The sequence below is a fragment of the Malacoplasma iowae genome (assembly GCF_900660615.1).
In the GTDB taxonomy this organism is placed as follows: Bacteria; Bacillota_I; Bacilli_A; order Mycoplasmatales; family Mycoplasmoidaceae; genus Malacoplasma; species Malacoplasma iowae.
Genome location: NZ_LR215023.1, coordinates 1,034,322 through 1,052,135 on the forward strand (window position 1 = coordinate 1,034,322; position 17,814 = coordinate 1,052,135).

Sequence of the window (17,814 nt, forward strand, 5' to 3'; positions counted from 1 at the left end):
TTTAATAATTTATGGGTATAAAAAAATGGGAAAAATTCCCATAAACAAACAATTTAAATAGCATAATTTGATTCTAAATATGTTTCACCATAAATTGTTAAAACCCGTCCTAGTGATGTTTTCAATATAAGATTTTTTTTAAGCAAATATGGTTCTATTTTATTAACAATAGTTTTCTCATCTAAATTTAAAATTTGTGAAATTGTTTTTAAGCCAATTGCTTTATTTGTTTTTAATAAATTTAGATATCTAATATCTAAATCATTTAAACCATATTCATAAATACCAATTTTTTTAAGTATTATTTCTTTACTTTCTTTCTTAACTTGATAATGATCCAAAAATCTACTTAAAATTCTTTTTGAAAGTCTTGGTATCCCTTTAGATTTATTTGCAATTTCTATAAGTATTTCATCATCAATATCAATATTAAAATGATTAACACTGAACTTAAGAATCTTATAAATATCTTGAGAAGAATATTCATCTATATTTAATAAGATTCCAAATCTTTCTTCAAAAGGATCTGGTAAATTACCAAGTTTAGTTGTAGCTCCTATAATTGTAAACTTTGGAAGTTTTAAGGTAGTTAATTTCGCATTAAAATCTTTACCTATACTTACACTAAAAGTAAAATCCTCCATTACTGAATATAAAAGTTCATAGCAACACTGATTAACAGAATGTATCTCATCAATAAAAATAATGTCATTTTCTTTAACTGAATACAAAATATTTAGTAAATCAGTTTTTTCTTTTATTTGAGGACCCAAAACAATTTTTATATTAGTTTTTAATTCATTAGCAATTATTTTAGCCAAAGTTGTTTTACCAACTCCTGCTGGTCCATACAGTAAACAATGATCAAGACAACTATTGTTTTTTAAACAATTCTTTAAATATATTTTTATATTGTTTTTAAGTTGTTGTTTACCCTGAAAATCATTTAGTTTAGTTGGCCTTAGCTGAATTAGATTCATCATCACCAATTATTATTTTTATTGTTTCACTTATAAGATCACTTAATTCAAGCGATCTATAATTTTCAATTTTTGTTGGTATTTCACTAAGTGCGATTTCAACTTCTTCTTTTTTATAACCCAATGCTTTTAATGCTGACACCAAATCTGATATTTTAGTAACAGAAGTTGAATTATTATTCTCATTTATGGTTTCATTTTTATATTCAAAATTTAGCTTATAAGAAATATCATTAATTACTTGTCATGCTATTTTTTTATTAAACCCTGGAAGAGTTTCTAGTGTTTTATAATCTTTGGTTTTAATTAATATTTTTAATTCATCTAAATTTGTTTTAAGAATATTCAAAGCAGTTTTTGGTCCAATTCCATTTATATTGATTAATTGTTCAAAAAATATTTTTTCATATGGGTCTTTAAATCCATAATATTCAGATACAAAATTTCCTTTATTAGTTTGACAAACCTTTTGATAAATATAAATTTTATAATACTGATTTAATTCATAATTAATACAATCATTAATAAATATTTTAGTTCCTATTGAGTTTGTCTCCAAAATTATGTAGTTCTTATTTGAATATGTAATTTTTCCATTAATATATTCCATATTTTATTTCCTCCTATTTATATATCTCCACTATATAAATAGATTTTTTTACAAGAAACTACAAAAAAAGATAAATAACTTAAAAGTTATTTATCCCAAAACGCTTCTATTTCTATATGCTATATCTCTTTTTTTAAGATCATGTCTTTTTTTGGAATTTACTTTTTCTTGTAATTCCATTCTTCTTTCAAACTCAGTTGTTTCTTTTTCAAGGTTTTCATTAGTTTTTTGAATAAAAGTTTGTTTCTTTTGTATTTGAGCTTCTTTTTCTCTTAATCTAATTTCTCTTTCAAATAAAACTACATTAACTTCATTTTCATGAATTTTCTTTATTTCATCAAATTGAGTTACAGAATCATTTATTTTATTTTCTTCACTTAAAGATTCACCTCTAGAAGAATGAAATTTAGGGTCATCTTTTTTGTTGTTTTTTTTAAATAACATAACTACCTCATTTTGTAACATCAATATATAAATTATAAGAAATTAAAAATTAAAATTCAAATTGCAATATTTTTAATATTTTCCTTATAGTTATAAAATAAGTTAAAAAACAAGATGTAAATAATATTTTTGTTGATATTTAAAAAGATAATGAAATATTAAATTGAAATATTTATTCTAACAATACAATTAACACTAAATCATTTCTATAAGTTTCTTTATTTTTCTAACATAGTGATTTAATCCCGTTCTAGTAACATCTATTCCATAGTTTGTTTTAAAAAATATAGCTATTTCACTCAAAGAATATTGAGGGTATTGTAATCTTATTTTGCAAAAAAGTTTTTCTTTTTCGCTAAGCAATGAACTCAATTCTTTATTGTTCATTATAATTTTGATCATATCTATTTGTTTTTGACTAGCATCAATTGTTTTTTTTAGATTGGACATATCTAAATTATTTAATCTATGCATTTGATTACTATAATCTCTATATATTCTTTTATCTTCATAATCAAACATTGATTCTAAAGCATTCATTGTTTTTAAAATATCAGAAATAGATTCTGATTTCTTAACATAAACTATGTAAGAATTTTGTCTTTCCATTTTTTTAGCATTTATTTTCATTGCTAAAAGAATTTCACAAATAACATCTATAAGATCAACATTATGACTTCTGATTTCAAAGTGATAATTAGAACTAATGGGGTCATTTAAACTACCACCACTTAAAAAAGTTCCAATTAAAAATGCATGCTTATCATCATCTGATGCAAATAATTTCCTTGGGTCATCAAAGATCATTAAATTCTTTTCAATAAAATTAAAATCACCTTTAAATGTTAATTTATAAACTCTAGAACTTGATTTTGTCTTACTTGTATAAGAAAGATTTTTTTCTATGTTAAAAAGTTTAATGAAACTTTTTACTATAAATCTTACAATGTTAGGACTTTTGGTTTTAATTTCCCATGTGTATTCATCAGAATTCATATGTAATATTATGTTGTTTTTTAAAAAACCACATAGTATTCATTTCAATTGTTCATCACTAAAGTCTTGTGATGTTATTTCTTCTTTTACTTTTTGAGAAAATGTCATTTCCATAATATGTCCTTTATTTATTATTTATGATAATCATAAATATGATTAATAAATAAAAAATAAGCAATAAAAAATATTAAGTTTCCTTAATATCTTTTAAAAAAATTAAATAAGTTTTTCTTCTTTCATTACTTCTAGTAATGATTCAATTGCTTTTTCTTCATCTGAACCTTCAGCAATTATTTCAACTTCTGTATCAAATTTTGCACCTAAAGCCATCAAATTAATAACAGATTTAGCATTCGCAGTTTTATCATTTGTTTTAAAAGAAATATTTGATTCGAATTTACCAGCTGTTTGTACAATTTTACTTGCTGGTCTAGCATGAATACCTATTTTATCAATAATTTTAACAGCTACTGTTTTCATAATATTTGTCTCCTATATATTTAATAAATATTAATTAGTATATACCAATTTTATAATAATGGTTGAATAATGTTAACAAATAACATTTGAATTTTATTACTTAATTTATAATTTCTTTTCAAAAATTCATTGTCGATTTTAATGCTATTTTTTAAGTAATCTTTAAAAATATTTCTTAAATTTAAATTCATTGTTTTAGATTTAACCAAAATTGCTGTTTCAAAATTAATCATAAGACTTCTAAAGTCCATATTGTTTGATCCAATGACAGATATTTCATCATCAATTATTATTGATTTTGAATGAACAAAACCACTATATTCAAATATTTTTATATTTGATTCAATCATTTTAATTGATGAATTTCTATTAATAGTTAAAATGTATTTTTTATCATCTGGTAAATTTGGAACAACAATTTTAACATCAATACCTTTAACTGATGCAAATAGCAATTGATTTATAATGTGTTCTGGAAGCAATAAATATGGTGTTGTAATTCATATAGATTTTTTTGCATTTGAAATTAAAAATGATAACAATGATTCAAAATTGTTAGGTTTAACCTCTGGTGTTGAATTAACAATTTGTGCAATTGTTTTTGTATTAGCTTTATGAATTTTAAATTCTTTGTAAAATTCATCATTTTTATCATTTCTTTTTTTATAACTTGAATAATTAATTCAATCATTACAAAATCTTAAATTAATAGAATTAACTATTTCTCCTTCAATTAAAAAATTAAGGTCAGTTCAATTATTATATTTTTTTCTCATATTAATGTATTCATCACCAATATTTGAACCACCAGTTAAACAATATTTGTTGTCTACAATAATACATTTTCTATGACTTCTAAAATTTGTAGCACTAGTATATTTTGTAATAATTTTTGGGTTAAAAACTTCAACCTCAATCCCCATTTGTCTTAGCATTCTAACACTTCTTTGGTGAAATCTTTTATGGCTACCAACCCAATCATACATAAACCTAACTTTTACATTGTCTTTTCTTTTCTTAGCTATTTCTTCTAGCAAAAGATTGAATCAAACAGAATCTGAAACAATATAAAACTGAATGTGAATAAATTCTTTTGCTTTTCTGATCAGTTCAATTGATTGTTTAAAAACTTCAGATTGTTTAATAATGTCAATTTTATTATTTTCATAAACTGGTGATAATTCAAAATTGTATGAAAAAAGGAATTCTTCAATGTAATCTTTTTTTTCATCAATCATTTTGTTTGTAAAAGTAAAATCTTCACATTTTGAAAATGGTTTATTATCTTCATGAATTTGTTCTATGCTCTTAGATTTAAAAGGAATAATACCAAAAATAAAAAAACCAAATAAACCAAAAACCGGAATGCTTGAAATTACAAATATTCAACACAATTTAACGTTAATAATTCTTTTCTTAGAGTTAAGTAAATAAAATGAAGTAATTATTTGTGCAACATAAACAAGAAAAGCAGATACTAATCAATATATTGTATTAGCACTAATACCAAAAGAGACAAAAATTAGCCATACAAATAGGCATATTAATAAAACAAATAAAATTATAGATGATAATGATATTAATAATTTTTTTCTTTTATTCATTGTTATCACTCATATTTTATAAAATAAATAAAACTTGAAATTTTTATACTAAAATTTCAAACTTTATATTATTATATTAATAACTAAAGAAATTTTATACCTAACTTATCTTTATTTGCTTTTGTATTTTTTGGTTAATAAAAACAAAAAAGATTATTTTTTATTTATTCACTAATAATGCACTTCAGGTTAGGTTTTCAATAATAATTACTAGGAGATTTTATGTACAATAATAAAAATTTTTTATACTCTTTTTCAAATAGTGATAATGATTTTGATGATGATAATGAAAATAGTGAAATTGAAATAGATGAAAACGAAATGGATGAAGAAGTTGAAAAAATATTATCAGGAATTGAAGACGATGAAGATGAAGAAGAACATCAATTAGATCAAGAATTTCATCTAGATAATAATGCCAATGAATTTAATAGTTCTGATGATTCATACAATGACAATGAGTTAGATGATGATGAGGTTGAAGAAATATTAGCTTCAAATAAAGAAGATTTAAAACCAAAAAAAGAAAAAGATGATGATGATTTTATAACAAATCAAAATGAATTAACTAGTGTTGTTGATAATTTTGAAAGTACTACCAATGAATATGAATTAGATTCAGATGAAGCAGAAGAAATAATTAATAAAAACAAAATTGAATTACAAAAACAAAATAAAAAAACTGAACAATTTGATAATGATCACTACAATGAATCTGATAGTGAAGAAGATTATAGTAATGAATATGATTTAGATGTTGATGACATTCACGAAGAATATAATATTGAAGATGATCAAGATATAAATTATGATGACTATAAATTCTCTAATGAATATGACAATGATGAAAACAATGTTAGTCAAGAAGAACAAATTAATTTCAATGATGAAGATAGTGATGATTTTGAAAGCCAAGAAACAAAAATTGAGTTTCCAATCAATCAAGAATCATTTGATGAAATAAAAAACGAAGAACAAAACTTAGACAAAAAAGAATACTTTAATAAAAAACCAAATACTAAAACAATAGTCAAAAATAATGAAAATGGTTTTAAAAATAATAACTTTGAAAATAAAGAACAACAAAAAAATGTAGTAAGTATTGTTCCACCAGAAGAAGCTGTAAATTATAACTACAACAATGAATTCATAATTGATAACAAAAACACTAATCAAAAAGATTCAACTTATATATTTGCACTTGGTGGATTAGATGAAATTGGTAAAAACACATATGTTATAGAACATAATGAGGAAACAATTGTTGTTGATAGTGGTATTAAATTTGCTTCTTCTGATATGCTAGGTTTTAATGGTATTATTCCAAATTTTGATTATTTTAAAGAAAATAATCAAAAAATTAATTACCTTTTTATAACTCATGGTCACGAAGATCACATTGGAGGAATTCCATATCTTCTTCAAGAGGTAGAAGTTGAAAAAATATATGCTCCTTTACTAGCAGCAGAATTAATAAAAAGAAGGTTAAGCGAATTCAAAGAAATTAAAGTTCCAGAAATATTAACTTTTAGTGATGATACTATTGTTAATTCAAAGTATTTCAACATTGATTTTTTTAGAGTGTGTCACTCAATACCAGATTGTTTTGGATTATGCATTCAAACTCCAAATGGAAATATAGTTAGTGCTGGTGATTATAGATTTGATTTTGGTAAATATACAGATGATACAAATATTCACAAGATAGTTGAAATGTCAAACCGTAATGTTGATGTATTTTTAGCAGAATCAACAAATAGTGATTCACCAGGTTTTAGCGAAACTGAAGACAATATTATAAAAAATATTGAATACCTAATAAAAATATCAACAGGAAGAGTTTTTGTTGCAACATTTGCATCTAATTTAGGAAGAATTGAAACAATAATTGAAAAAGCAATAAACCTAAATAGAAAAATATGCATTATGGGAAGAAGTATGGAAGCAAACATAAAAACTTCTCGTAAGGTTGGATACTTAAAACTTAATGACACAGATTTAATTTCTAGTAAAGAAATCCAATCAACACCAGATAATGAAGTTCTTGTTGTTTTAACTGGATCACAAGGTGAAGAAATGGCTGCTCTTAATTTGATGGCAGAGGGAAGATATCAAAAAGTTCCTTTAAAACCTCAAGATACAATAATCCTTTCATCAAACCCAATTCCTGGTAATTTTAAAAGTGTTGAATTACTTGTTAATAAATTATTTAAATTAGGTGTTAATGTAATTCAACATTCTCCAAATTACAAAATTCATGCTTCAGGTCATGCTACCAAACAAGAACAACAAATGATGATGAAGTTAGTTAATGCCAAATATGTTGTTCCAATTCATGGCGAATCTAAAATGTTGAAGTCAATGAAAAATAATGCAATAGATATTGGATATGACCCAGAAAATATTTTTATATTAAGAAATGGTCAAAAAATAGAATTAAAAAATCATGTTCTAACACCTACAAAACAATGTATAGATGCATCAGCAATTCTTATTGATAAAAAACTTACTTCAAAAAAGACTTTAAAACTAATTGAAGATAGAAGATGGTTATCTGAAGATGGTGTATTTAATGTAATTATTTTAAAAGATAAAACTAACAATGTATTATGCTTAAATCCAATGATTAACACACGTGGTTGTTTCTATGCAAAACAATCAGCACCATTAATTGCTAAAATGTCATATAGTATAAAAGATGAAATTGAAAAACAATTAAAATCCAATCCAAGTATCACTGATAATGAAATAACTGATATAGTCAGAAAAACAATTCATTTCTTTATTTGAAAAAACAAAAAGAAAAGACCTGTTGTTTTAACAACAATATTTGAAAGATAAAAAAAGAATCATTTTATTTTAATGATTCTTTTTGCTCGACTGACATGTGAAGTGCAACACTCGAAAAAGAGTGTGCACTTCATTTGTTTTGTTTGTAAGTGTTCACTAATAAAAAGATAATGAATATTAGGAGTGCTTATGAAAACTTATAAACATTTAACAAAAGAAGAAAGATGCTTAATTTATTTTCTTTGAAATAAAGAAAAATATTCTATGAATAAGATTGCAAAAATCTTAAATAAAAACAAATCAACAATATCAAGAGAATTAAAAAGAAACACATCTTCAACAGGAATTTATTATTCATCAAATGCTCACAAAAAATACATTAGAAGAAAATCAAATTGTCATATGTTTTTTATGTTGAAGTACAAAAACTTCACAGATCTTTTTATTCAAAAATTTAATCCTAAATCTCATGGTGTAGAAGCTACAATTTTTTGAATAAAAGAAAACTATCCATTAGTTAAAGTTCCAAGTGCTAGGCAAGTATTTAGATGAATCAATAGCAAGATTTGAAAGATACAAAGAAGAGATTGTTTAAGAAGAAAATATGTTAAAGGAAAAAGAAGAAAAATAGGTATATTTTCTAAAATTGATGGAAAATACTGCATTCCTTATAGTCTAAGACCAGAAAAGATAAACAAAAGAAAAGAATTTGGACATTGAGAAGCTGATCTAATAGTTAGTAAAAGGCAAAGTGGTTATTACCACTTATTAACATTAGTAGAAAGAAAAACAAGGTTGGCAATTATTAGAAAAATAAAAGGTAAAAACGCTAGATCAATGATGGCTAAAATGTATACCATTATTCGAGATGAAAAACTCCCAATAAAAAGCATCACTGTTGATAATGGGTTAGAGTTTCAAATGATGGGAATAACTGCAAAACAATTCAACTTTAAAGTTTATTATTGCCAACCTTATTCTTCATTCCAAAGAGGGTCCAACGAGAACATAAATGGGATAGTTAGAAGATGATATAAAAAAGGAACTGACTTCAGTTTAGTAAGTGAAGATAAAATAAAAACTCTTGAATGAAAAGTAAACAACATCCCAAGAAAAATGTTTGGTTATAAAACAGCTTACCAAATGTATCAAGAAAATATTTAAAACAAAAAACTCTCAACTTATATTTCAAAGTCGAGAGTTTAATGTAACATTGAAGTGTTGCACTTCACATGTCAGTTAGGGAAAAAGAATCATTTTATTTTAATGATTCTTTTTTTATTCAAATTTAATTTTAATGTTATAACTTTTGCTAAAATCCAAAATTAAACAGCAATTATACATAGTAAAAATTTGGTTTTAAAAATTTACAAAAAATATTAAAAAATAATATAATTTCCAAAAAGATATATAGAAATCTAACATTTTACACATTTTTTGTTAAAAATCAACACTTTTTTTATGTTCGTCTATTGAGTTAGTTTTGTAAATATATTAATATAATGTTGATATATTTTAAAAAGGGGTTAAATACAATGGCAGGCATTACTTTTATTCTTGTTTTAATATCATTTATTATGATTTTGGTAATGTTTGTTTTTTTTATTGTATATCTTTTAAAATCAAAACAAATTTTTGGCTTTAAATCAAACAAAAATAAATCTAATCATCTTTCAAAAGAAGACAAAGAATTATTAGTTAAATCATTGCATGAAACATTATTTTATTTAAGCAGTAGAAAAATAGGTGGATTAATAGTTATAGAAAAAAACAATACTCTTAGTTTATATGAAGAAACAGGTTTTAAAGTTGATGCACCTTTTTCACCAGAATTTCTTATTTTAGTTTTTTCAAATAAAAGTGCATCATTTCATGATGGAGCTGTTATAGTCTCAAACAACAAAATTAAATCCATTTCATGTTATTTACCAATTTCAAAAAATTCTATAGATTTAAAATATGGTTCAAGACATAGAGCAGGATTAGGAATCACTGAGGTAACTGACGCTATTGCTTTTATTGTTAGTGAAACTACCGGGAATATCTCATATACTCAAAAAGGAAAATTACACAATATGGGACAAGATAAAAATTCAGTTAATGACTTATTAAATAGTGTAATTTAATAATATAAAAGCCTATAATTTTAAAACCATATGATTTTTATCAAGGTTTGTAATTATAGGTTTTTTAATTTATTTTATTACTTTTCATCAGTTCTTCTAAAAAATTTGCTACAAAATCTTTTGGATCTAACTTGTTTGATAAAACATTAATTATTAATTTAAATATTGGTGTATCTAAATTATTAGTATTAATTATTTCAGAAACAATTGGATGAACTTTATATCCTTCAACAGTTTTCTTATTTTCTTCAATAACTTTTTTTACTCCATCTCTAAAGATTTCTCTTCCAAAAGTGAAATTTCTAGATTTATCTGAAGTACAAGTTAAAAATATATCTCCAATACCACAAAAAGAAAGAATGGTTTTATCTTTTGCGCCCATAAATTTACTTATTAATTGAATTTCATTCACACCTTGCGTAAGTAATGCAGAGATAGTGTTGATTGAATCATGATTTTCTTGAGAAATACCAATTGCAATTGCTAAAAGATTTTTCAAAGCTGCAAGAACTTGTGCTCCAATTTCATCTTTGATAGGAACAACTTTAAAAAATGAAGAATTAAATAACTCTGCTGCTGTTTTAGAAACTTCTTGTTTTTTAGAAACAACATTTACAACTGTGGGTTTTTTGTTAAAAACATCTATTGCAAAAGAAGGGCCTATGATCGTAACAAGATCAACATTAAAATTTTTTAATGTTTTTCGTATTGTTTTACTTCAAACATCATTTGTGTTTTGGTCTAAACCTTTTGCAACATTTATAAATAAATAATGATTTTTTTTATTTAAAAGAGGTTTTACTTTTTCTAAAACTTCAACAATTACAGTTGATGGCACAGCAATTAATATAATTTTAGAACCTTTAAGAGATTCACTAATGTCAGTACTTGCAGAAAGACTTGAAAATAATTTTGCATCGCCAAAATATTTTTTATTTGTACCAGAATTAATATCATTGACTTCTTTCTGATCAATTCCTCACATATGTACTTCATGATTGTTATAAGATAAACAACAACCTAATGCGGTTGCTCAAGCACCGGTTCCTAAAATAGATATCTTAGCCATTTATATAATCTCCTTTTTGTTTCTTATTTCTGATGTTTTAGATTTAAAGTATAGCGTCATGGGAACATTATTATAACCAAATTTTTCTCTTATTTCATTTTCTAGATATCTAGCATAACTGAAATGTAAATAATCTGGGTTATTACAAAATAAGACAAAAGTTGGAATTTGACTTTCAACTTGAGTAACATAATTAATTTTAATTCTTCCACCTTTAAATGATGGTGGATTATTTAACATTTGTGCTCTCAAAATTGTTTCTGTTAATGCACTTGAAGAAACCTTTTTTTCTAGTGTTTTTTTAATATTTATAATTTCATCAAAAAGATCATCAATTCTTCTATTTTCTTTTGCACTAATAAATATAATAGGAGCATAATGAATAAATTGAAATTTTATCTTAATAGTTTTGATAAATTGATTCATAGTTTTTTCATCTTTATTAACAGCATCCCATTTGTTAACTGCGATAATACAAGGTATATTAGCTTTAAATGCTAACCCAGCAATAATTTCATCTTGTTCTGTAAAATCACTACTTCCATCAAGTAAAACAATAATCAAATTACTTCTTTTTATTGATTGTTCAACTCTTAGAAAAGCATATTTTTCTAAACCTTCACCAATTTTTGATTTTTTTCTAATTCCTGCAGTGTCTATAATTGTGAACATTTCTTTATTACGTTTAAAATTAGTATCAATAGCATCAAGTGTTGTTCCTGCAATATCACTAACTATGACTCTATCTTGTCTTAGTATGCAATTAACAAGAGAAGATTTACCAACATTGGGTTTTCCTATTATACAAAATTTAAAAGAATCATTTTCATTGATTTCATTTGTATCTAATGAAATAATTTGATCTAATAAATCACCTATACCAATACCATGTGAACTTGAAATAAAAAATGGTTTACCAAACCCAAATTTATAATAATCATTTTCATTTTTAGAAGAGTTTTTTGATTCGCTCTTATTAACAACTAAAATTATTTTTTTGTTTTTTGCATATTTTTTTAAAAGTTTTGCAACATATTGATCATCATTATTAATTCCATCTTTTGCAGATATTAAAAAAATAATAACACTAGCTTCTTCTATTGCATAGTTAACTTGTAGTTCAATTTCTTTTTTAAAGCTAAAATCTTTAACTGTTAATCCACCTGTATCTATTAAATAAAAATTTCTAGTTAATCATTCAGCTTGACAATAAATTCTATCTCTTGTAACACCAGGAGTATCATCAACAATAGATTTATTTTTTTTCACTATTCTATTAAATAAAGTAGACTTACCAACATTAGGTTTTCCAACTATAGCAACAGTTAACATATTCAATCCTTTTTTAAAAATTATTTCTTTATATATTTTGCAATTTCAGTTACAACATCATTTATTGATTTATTATTTGTTTTGACAACAATAGCATCATTGGCTTTTTTTAATGGTGCTATTTTTCTATGTTTATCATTTCAATCTCTTTTAAAAATTTCAAATCAAACTTTAAAATAACTTGTTTTTTCATTAAGTTGTTTAAGCTCTTTAGTTCTTCTTTTAGCTCTTTCTTTTATTGAAGCAACTAAATATATTTTAACGTTAGCATTTGGCATAATGACTGTACCAATATCTCTACCATCCATTATCACATCTTTTTTATTAGCTATTTCTATCTGTGAATTTTTTGCTATTTCTCTAATGTGTTTTTTTGTTGCCAACATAGAGGCTAGTTCTGATATTTCAGAATTTTTAATATTGTTAGTTGAATCAATACCATTTATAAAAAGCTTATCATTGTCAATATCAATTGTGGTATTATTCAATATTTCTAATTGTTCATCTGCTGTTGCATTAATCTTGTTATTATTTTTTAAAATTAAAGCATAAGCTCTAAAAAAATAACCTGTTGATACAAATGTCAAATTATATTGACTAGCGATTATTTTAGAAACAGTTGATTTACCACTTCCAGCTGGACCATCAATTGCTATTTTATAAGTCATATTAAACTCCTGTTAAAAACAATATTAAAAAAATAATGACAGCTAACATACTAACCAAAAAGCAAGTTACTAAAACAAAAAAAACTTTTTTGTTGTTTTTATTTTTTCATAACTTTGTTGTCATAATTTTTTTAGGAAATGCATTTTTAACAAAATTTGGATTTTGTGTATTATATAAAGCATCTTTAAATCTAAATAAGTTTTCTTGAATATTTAGTTTAATTTGTTGGAAATTATCTGCTGAAAAGTCATGTCATTTTTTAATTTCTAATAATTTATTATATACATCTGATGATTTTAATCATTCTGATGTAATGTTACCTTTTTTATCAAAAGAAGGATCATGTGTAGTTGAATCAATTTCAAGATTTTCTGTTTTTTCTAAAATCTCTTGAAATTTATTATTATTTTTTATACTAGTTATTAAGTATATAGCTTCTTTAATATAACCATGATCGTTAACTTCGTTAACTATCACATCCATAAAAAAATCTAATTCTTTATTTTTAATTATTAAATTTGGATCAATTTTTTTAATCTTTTTTTCGATTAATTTAAGTTCATCTTTTTCCTCTATTTTTTTACTATAAGCTTCATAATCTTTTTTAATTTCTAATCTATATGATTTATATTTTTTAACTCTTGTAGTGGATAAAGAAATATCTGCGAACTTATTCATAAAATATAACCCTAATAATTATTTAACCCTTATATGTATACCAAAAGATTTATTAGCTGTATAAACTAATACCAAGTTAGGACTTGTATTCTCAACAATACTGCTGATTGGGAAGTCTAAAGAATTACTTAAAGTTTTTCTTGCAAATTCTGCATGATCATTATCAATATTGTTATTGTAAAAAACTACAGATGCTATTTTTGATCCTCTTGGGCTATTAAATGTTTTATCAAAAGAAGAAATAATCTTTTTTATTGTTGTCTCAAAACTTTTAGCAACACCACCCAATTTATTTTTTACATAAAATTGAATAATTGGTTTTGTTTTTGCTATATTTAATAATTTTGCTACAGCAGAAGGAGCTCTACCACTTTTAGCTAAAGGAGTTCATGATTCAGAACTAAGCATCGTGAAATTTTTCTTATAAGCATTTTTTGCATATTCTATAACATCATCAACACTTGCATTTTCATCAAGCATTTTTTTAGATTCTAAAACGATGTTAGTTATTCCATAACCTATTTCACAAGTGTCTATAATATGGACTTTACCTTTAAATTCAGGTTCTTCTTCAAAGTATTTAACATTATCATAATAACTTGATAATCCACTTGAAATTGTGAATACAAATATGTTTTCATATTCGTTGATTAGATCTTCTAATAAAACCATAACTTTTCCTGGAGAAACAGCATTTGTTTTAAAAAGTATACCTCTAGAAAACTTTTCAATAATCTCACTAGAAGTTATATCTTTATCATTATCTTCATAAGTTTTATTTTCACTATCAGTGATATCAAAACAAACTTTATATATATCTGGATTATTTGCAATTTCATCTACATAAGCTATTGAAGAGTCAACAATGAAAGCATATTTTTTCATTCCCATAAATTCCCCCAAAAAACATAAAAAAAGTATGTATATTTTGATAATTAAATATATCACATTATATATAAGTTTAATTATATTATTATTAATTTGTATTAAAATTAACTTATCTATTAATAAAAACATAACAAGGAAATACTATGAAAATTGATAAAAAATTAAATAACACTTGCGGACAAATTTTATTCAAAAGTTTGCAAAAAATTTATGGAGATATAAATTGTGCTGATTTAGGTTTTCATGAACATGGTGGTTATGTAGACTTTGAATCAAAACAAAAAATTTCCATTAATGATTTTAAAGAAATTGAAAAAGCTATGAAGAAAATAATAGCTTCTGGTACTAAAATTGAAACAATTAAAAAACTTTCTAAAGAAAATGAATTTCAAAAAGAAATATCTAGCGAAAACAAAGATATTATTTTCATAAAAATTGGCGATGATTTTGAAAACATATCACACAAAGAAATAAATGATAATGTTAACAAAGTTAAATTTTATAAGTTAATCAATATTGGAGGTTCTTATTGAAAAAATGATTCAAAAAATAAACAACTAATAAGAATAATGTATGTTTCTTTTGAAAGTAAAAATGATCTTGACGAATATGAAAAATTTTTAATTGAACAAAGAGAAAGTGATCATAGAAAAATTGGTCAAGATATGAAAATATTTACTTTTGATACACTTGTTGGTCAGGGTCTTCCAATATGATTACCAAATGGTCAAATAATTAAAAATCAAATAAGAAGTTTTCTTGAAAAAACTTTTAGTTTAGAAAATTTTAAATTCTTAGATACTCCTATACTTGGTAGCAAAGAACTTTATATAACATCCGGTCATTGAGATCATTATAAAGAAAACAATTTTCCCCCAATTTCTGTCGATAATGAAACATTCATATTAAGACCAATGACATGTCCACACCATATGATGGTTTACAAACAAGAACCACATTCATATAGAGAATTGCCTTTATATTATTGTGAAAATTCTAAATTACATAGATATGAATCATCTGGTGGTCTTATTGGGTTAGAACGTGTTAGGGCAATGGAATTATTTGATTGTCATGTTTTCTGTGAAAAAGGAGACATAGAAAAAGTTATTTCTAAACTTGATAACATTTTAAAAGTTGTACATAAAAAAATGGGTATAAGAATTGATCAAATAGATTTATCACTTCATGATCCTGATGATTTAGAAAAATATCACAATGATCCAAAAATGTGAAATCAAGCCGAAACTCAATTAAGAAACATATTGAAACAATTAAAATACAAGTTCCATGAAATGAAGGGTGAAGCTGCTTTTTATGGTCCTAAAATTGATTATCAAGTTAAATCTAACTTAGGTAAAATGATAACAATTTCTACAATTCAATTAGATTTCTTATTGCCAAAAAGATTTGAATTAGAATACATTAATGATAAAAATGAAAAATCAGAACCTGTATTGATTCACTTTGGTGTTATTGGAACATATGAAAGATTTATTGCTACTTTATTAAGTCAATTTAAGGGTAATATCCCTTTCTGACTAATGCCTGTTCAAATGGCAATAATACCTGTAAATAACAAGTTCCATTTAGAATATGCTTTAGAATTACAGAAGGCATTAAAAGATAGAAACTTCCGTGTATTATTAGATGATTCTGAAGAAAGAATGTCTAAAAAAATTAGAGAGTGTCAAACATCTAAAATCCCTTACCAATTAATAATAGGTGACGAAGAAGTAAAAAATAAAACAATATCTTATAGAAAATATGGTGAACAAAACACAACAACATCTTCTTTAGATGACTTTTTAAAAAAAATATCTGATAAAGATTAATTTAAAAAATATAAATAAATTGATTGTTTTTTAAAACTAACAAGTATTTGTTAATTAGACAAATACTTGCCCTAACTGACATGTGAAGTGCAACACTTCAATGTTACATTAAACTCTCGACTTTGAAATATAAGTTGAGAGTTTTTTGTTTTAAATATTTTCTTGATACATTTGGTAAGCTGTTTTATAACCAAACATTTTTCTTGGGATGTTGTTTACTTTTCATTCAAGAGTTTTTATTTTATCTTCACTTACTAAACTGAAGTCAGTTCCTTTTTTATATCATCTTCTAACTATCCCATTTATGTTCTCGTTGGACCCTCTTTGGAATGAAGAATAAGGTTGGCAATAATAAACTTTAAAGTTGAATTGTTTTGCAGTTATTCCCATCATTTGAAACTCTAACCCATTATCAACAGTGATGCTTTTTATTGGGAGTTTTTCATCTCGAATAATGGTATACATTTTAGCCATCATTGATCTAGCGTTTTTACCTTTTATTTTTCTAATAATTGCCAACCTTGTTTTTCTTTCTACTAATGTTAATAAGTGGTAATAACCACTTTGCCTTTTACTAACTATTAGATCAGCTTCTCAATGTCCAAATTCTTTTCTTTTGTTTATCTTTTCTGGTCTTAGACTATAAGGAATGCAGTATTTTCCATCAATTTTAGAAAATATACCTATTTTTCTTCTTTTTCCTTTAACATATTTTCTTCTTAAACAATCTCTTCTTTGTATCTTTCAAATCTTGCTATTGATTCATCTAAATACTTGCCTAGCACTTGGAACTTTAACTAATGGATAGTTTTCTTTTATTCAAAAAATTGTAGCTTCTACACCATGAGATTTAGGATTAAATTTTTGAATAAAAAGATCTGTGAAGTTTTTGTACTTCAACATAAAAAACATATGACAATTTGATTTTCTTCTAATGTATTTTTTGTGAGCATTTGATGAATAATAAATTCCTGTTGAAGATGTGTTTCTTTTTAATTCTCTTGATATTGTTGATTTGTTTTTATTTAAGATTTTTGCAATCTTATTCATAGAATATTTTTCTTTATTTCAAAGAAAATAAATTAAGCATCTTTCTTCTTTTGTTAAATGTTTATAAGTTTTCATAAGCACTCCTAATATTCATTATCTTTTTATTAGTGAACACTTACAAACAAAACAAATGAAGTGCACACTCTTTTTCGAGTGTTGCACTTCACATGTCAGTCGAGCCAAGTATTTGTTAATTAGACAAATACTTGTTTTTTAAATTAATTAAGTTATATACAAATATTGTTATAAAAAATGAAATAATT

16 protein-coding genes are annotated in these 17,814 nt (G+C 24.2%); 4 read left to right on the plus strand and 12 right to left on the minus strand.

Going from position 1 to position 17,814, the window contains the following annotated elements; genetic code table 4:
* Nucleotides 1-53: 53 nt before the first annotated feature.
* The 6 genes from ruvB to cls form a co-directional block, all read right to left on the minus strand.
* A complete protein-coding gene (ruvB, locus tag EXC57_RS04125) occupies nucleotides 54-980 on the minus strand; it encodes a Holliday junction branch migration DNA helicase RuvB (protein WP_004024884.1) in 927 nt (308 codons plus the stop codon).
* Entirely contained in the window at nucleotides 952-1,590 is a 639-nt protein-coding gene (gene ruvA / locus EXC57_RS04130) for a Holliday junction branch migration protein RuvA (protein WP_004024885.1), read from the minus strand. Before ruvA ends, ruvB begins: the two co-directional genes overlap by 29 nt.
* Before the next feature lie 90 nt (nucleotides 1,591-1,680).
* A complete protein-coding gene (locus EXC57_RS04135) occupies nucleotides 1,681-2,034 on the minus strand; it encodes a hypothetical protein (protein WP_004024886.1) in 354 nt (117 codons plus the stop codon).
* Nucleotides 2,035-2,229: 195 nt separating this feature from the next.
* The gene (gene whiA, locus EXC57_RS04140; protein ID WP_004024887.1) at nucleotides 2,230-3,144 is read right to left on the minus strand and encodes a DNA-binding protein WhiA; all 915 of its coding nucleotides are present in this window, start codon (nucleotides 3,142-3,144) and stop codon (nucleotides 2,230-2,232) included.
* Between the two features lie 102 nt (nucleotides 3,145-3,246).
* Nucleotides 3,247-3,510: an HPr family phosphocarrier protein gene (locus EXC57_RS04145; protein WP_004024888.1), complete on the minus strand. Its 264-nt coding sequence runs from the start codon at nucleotides 3,508-3,510 to the stop codon at nucleotides 3,247-3,249.
* 50 nt (nucleotides 3,511-3,560) lie between these two features.
* Nucleotides 3,561-5,114, minus strand: a complete 1,554-nt coding sequence (gene cls / locus EXC57_RS04150; RefSeq protein WP_004024889.1) for a cardiolipin synthase — start codon at nucleotides 5,112-5,114, stop codon at nucleotides 3,561-3,563.
* Nucleotides 5,115-5,336: 222 nt separating this feature from the next.
* On the opposite strand from cls, the gene EXC57_RS04155 reads away from it, so the two are divergent.
* From EXC57_RS04155 to EXC57_RS04165, 3 genes are all read left to right on the plus strand, one after another.
* Complete coding sequence (locus EXC57_RS04155) at nucleotides 5,337-7,955, plus strand: RNase J family beta-CASP ribonuclease (protein ID WP_004024890.1); 2,619 nt, start codon at nucleotides 5,337-5,339, stop codon at nucleotides 7,953-7,955.
* Between the two features lie 138 nt (nucleotides 7,956-8,093).
* Nucleotides 8,094-9,068: an IS30 family transposase gene (locus EXC57_RS04160; RefSeq protein WP_129692514.1), complete on the plus strand. Its 975-nt coding sequence runs from the start codon at nucleotides 8,094-8,096 to the stop codon at nucleotides 9,066-9,068.
* A gap of 371 nt (nucleotides 9,069-9,439) precedes the next feature.
* A complete protein-coding gene (locus EXC57_RS04165) occupies nucleotides 9,440-10,030 on the plus strand; it encodes a diadenylate cyclase (protein WP_159402900.1) in 591 nt (196 codons plus the stop codon).
* 64 nt (nucleotides 10,031-10,094) lie between these two features.
* Here EXC57_RS04165 and EXC57_RS04170 read toward each other — a convergent pair whose 3' ends face one another.
* From EXC57_RS04170 to EXC57_RS04190, 5 genes are read right to left on the minus strand one after another with little or no spacing between them, the layout of a single operon-like run.
* On the minus strand, nucleotides 10,095-11,099 hold the full coding sequence (locus EXC57_RS04170) for an NAD(P)H-dependent glycerol-3-phosphate dehydrogenase (protein WP_004024892.1): 1,005 nt from the start codon (nucleotides 11,097-11,099) through the stop codon (nucleotides 10,095-10,097).
* The gene (gene der, locus EXC57_RS04175; RefSeq protein WP_004024893.1) at nucleotides 11,100-12,431 is read right to left on the minus strand and encodes a ribosome biogenesis GTPase Der; all 1,332 of its coding nucleotides are present in this window, start codon (nucleotides 12,429-12,431) and stop codon (nucleotides 11,100-11,102) included.
* Nucleotides 12,432-12,451: 20 nt separating this feature from the next.
* Nucleotides 12,452-13,099, minus strand: a complete 648-nt coding sequence (gene cmk, locus EXC57_RS04180) for a (d)CMP kinase (protein WP_004024894.1) — start codon at nucleotides 13,097-13,099, stop codon at nucleotides 12,452-12,454.
* A 1-nt stretch (nucleotide 13,100) separates the two neighbouring features.
* The gene (locus tag EXC57_RS04185; protein WP_004024895.1) at nucleotides 13,101-13,778 is read right to left on the minus strand and encodes a hypothetical protein; all 678 of its coding nucleotides are present in this window, start codon (nucleotides 13,776-13,778) and stop codon (nucleotides 13,101-13,103) included.
* Nucleotides 13,779-13,796: 18 nt separating this feature from the next.
* On the minus strand, nucleotides 13,797-14,669 hold the full coding sequence (locus EXC57_RS04190) for a DegV family protein (protein WP_159402901.1): 873 nt from the start codon (nucleotides 14,667-14,669) through the stop codon (nucleotides 13,797-13,799).
* A gap of 140 nt (nucleotides 14,670-14,809) precedes the next feature.
* Between EXC57_RS04190 and thrS the strand changes: the two genes are divergently transcribed.
* A complete protein-coding gene (gene thrS, locus EXC57_RS04195; protein WP_004024897.1) occupies nucleotides 14,810-16,501 on the plus strand; it encodes a threonine--tRNA ligase in 1,692 nt (563 codons plus the stop codon).
* A gap of 150 nt (nucleotides 16,502-16,651) precedes the next feature.
* Here thrS and EXC57_RS04200 read toward each other — a convergent pair whose 3' ends face one another.
* Nucleotides 16,652-17,626 (minus strand): IS30 family transposase, encoded by a 975-nt coding sequence (locus EXC57_RS04200; protein ID WP_129692514.1) that lies wholly within the window; start codon nucleotides 17,624-17,626, stop codon nucleotides 16,652-16,654.
* Between the last annotated feature and the right edge of the window lie 188 nt (nucleotides 17,627-17,814).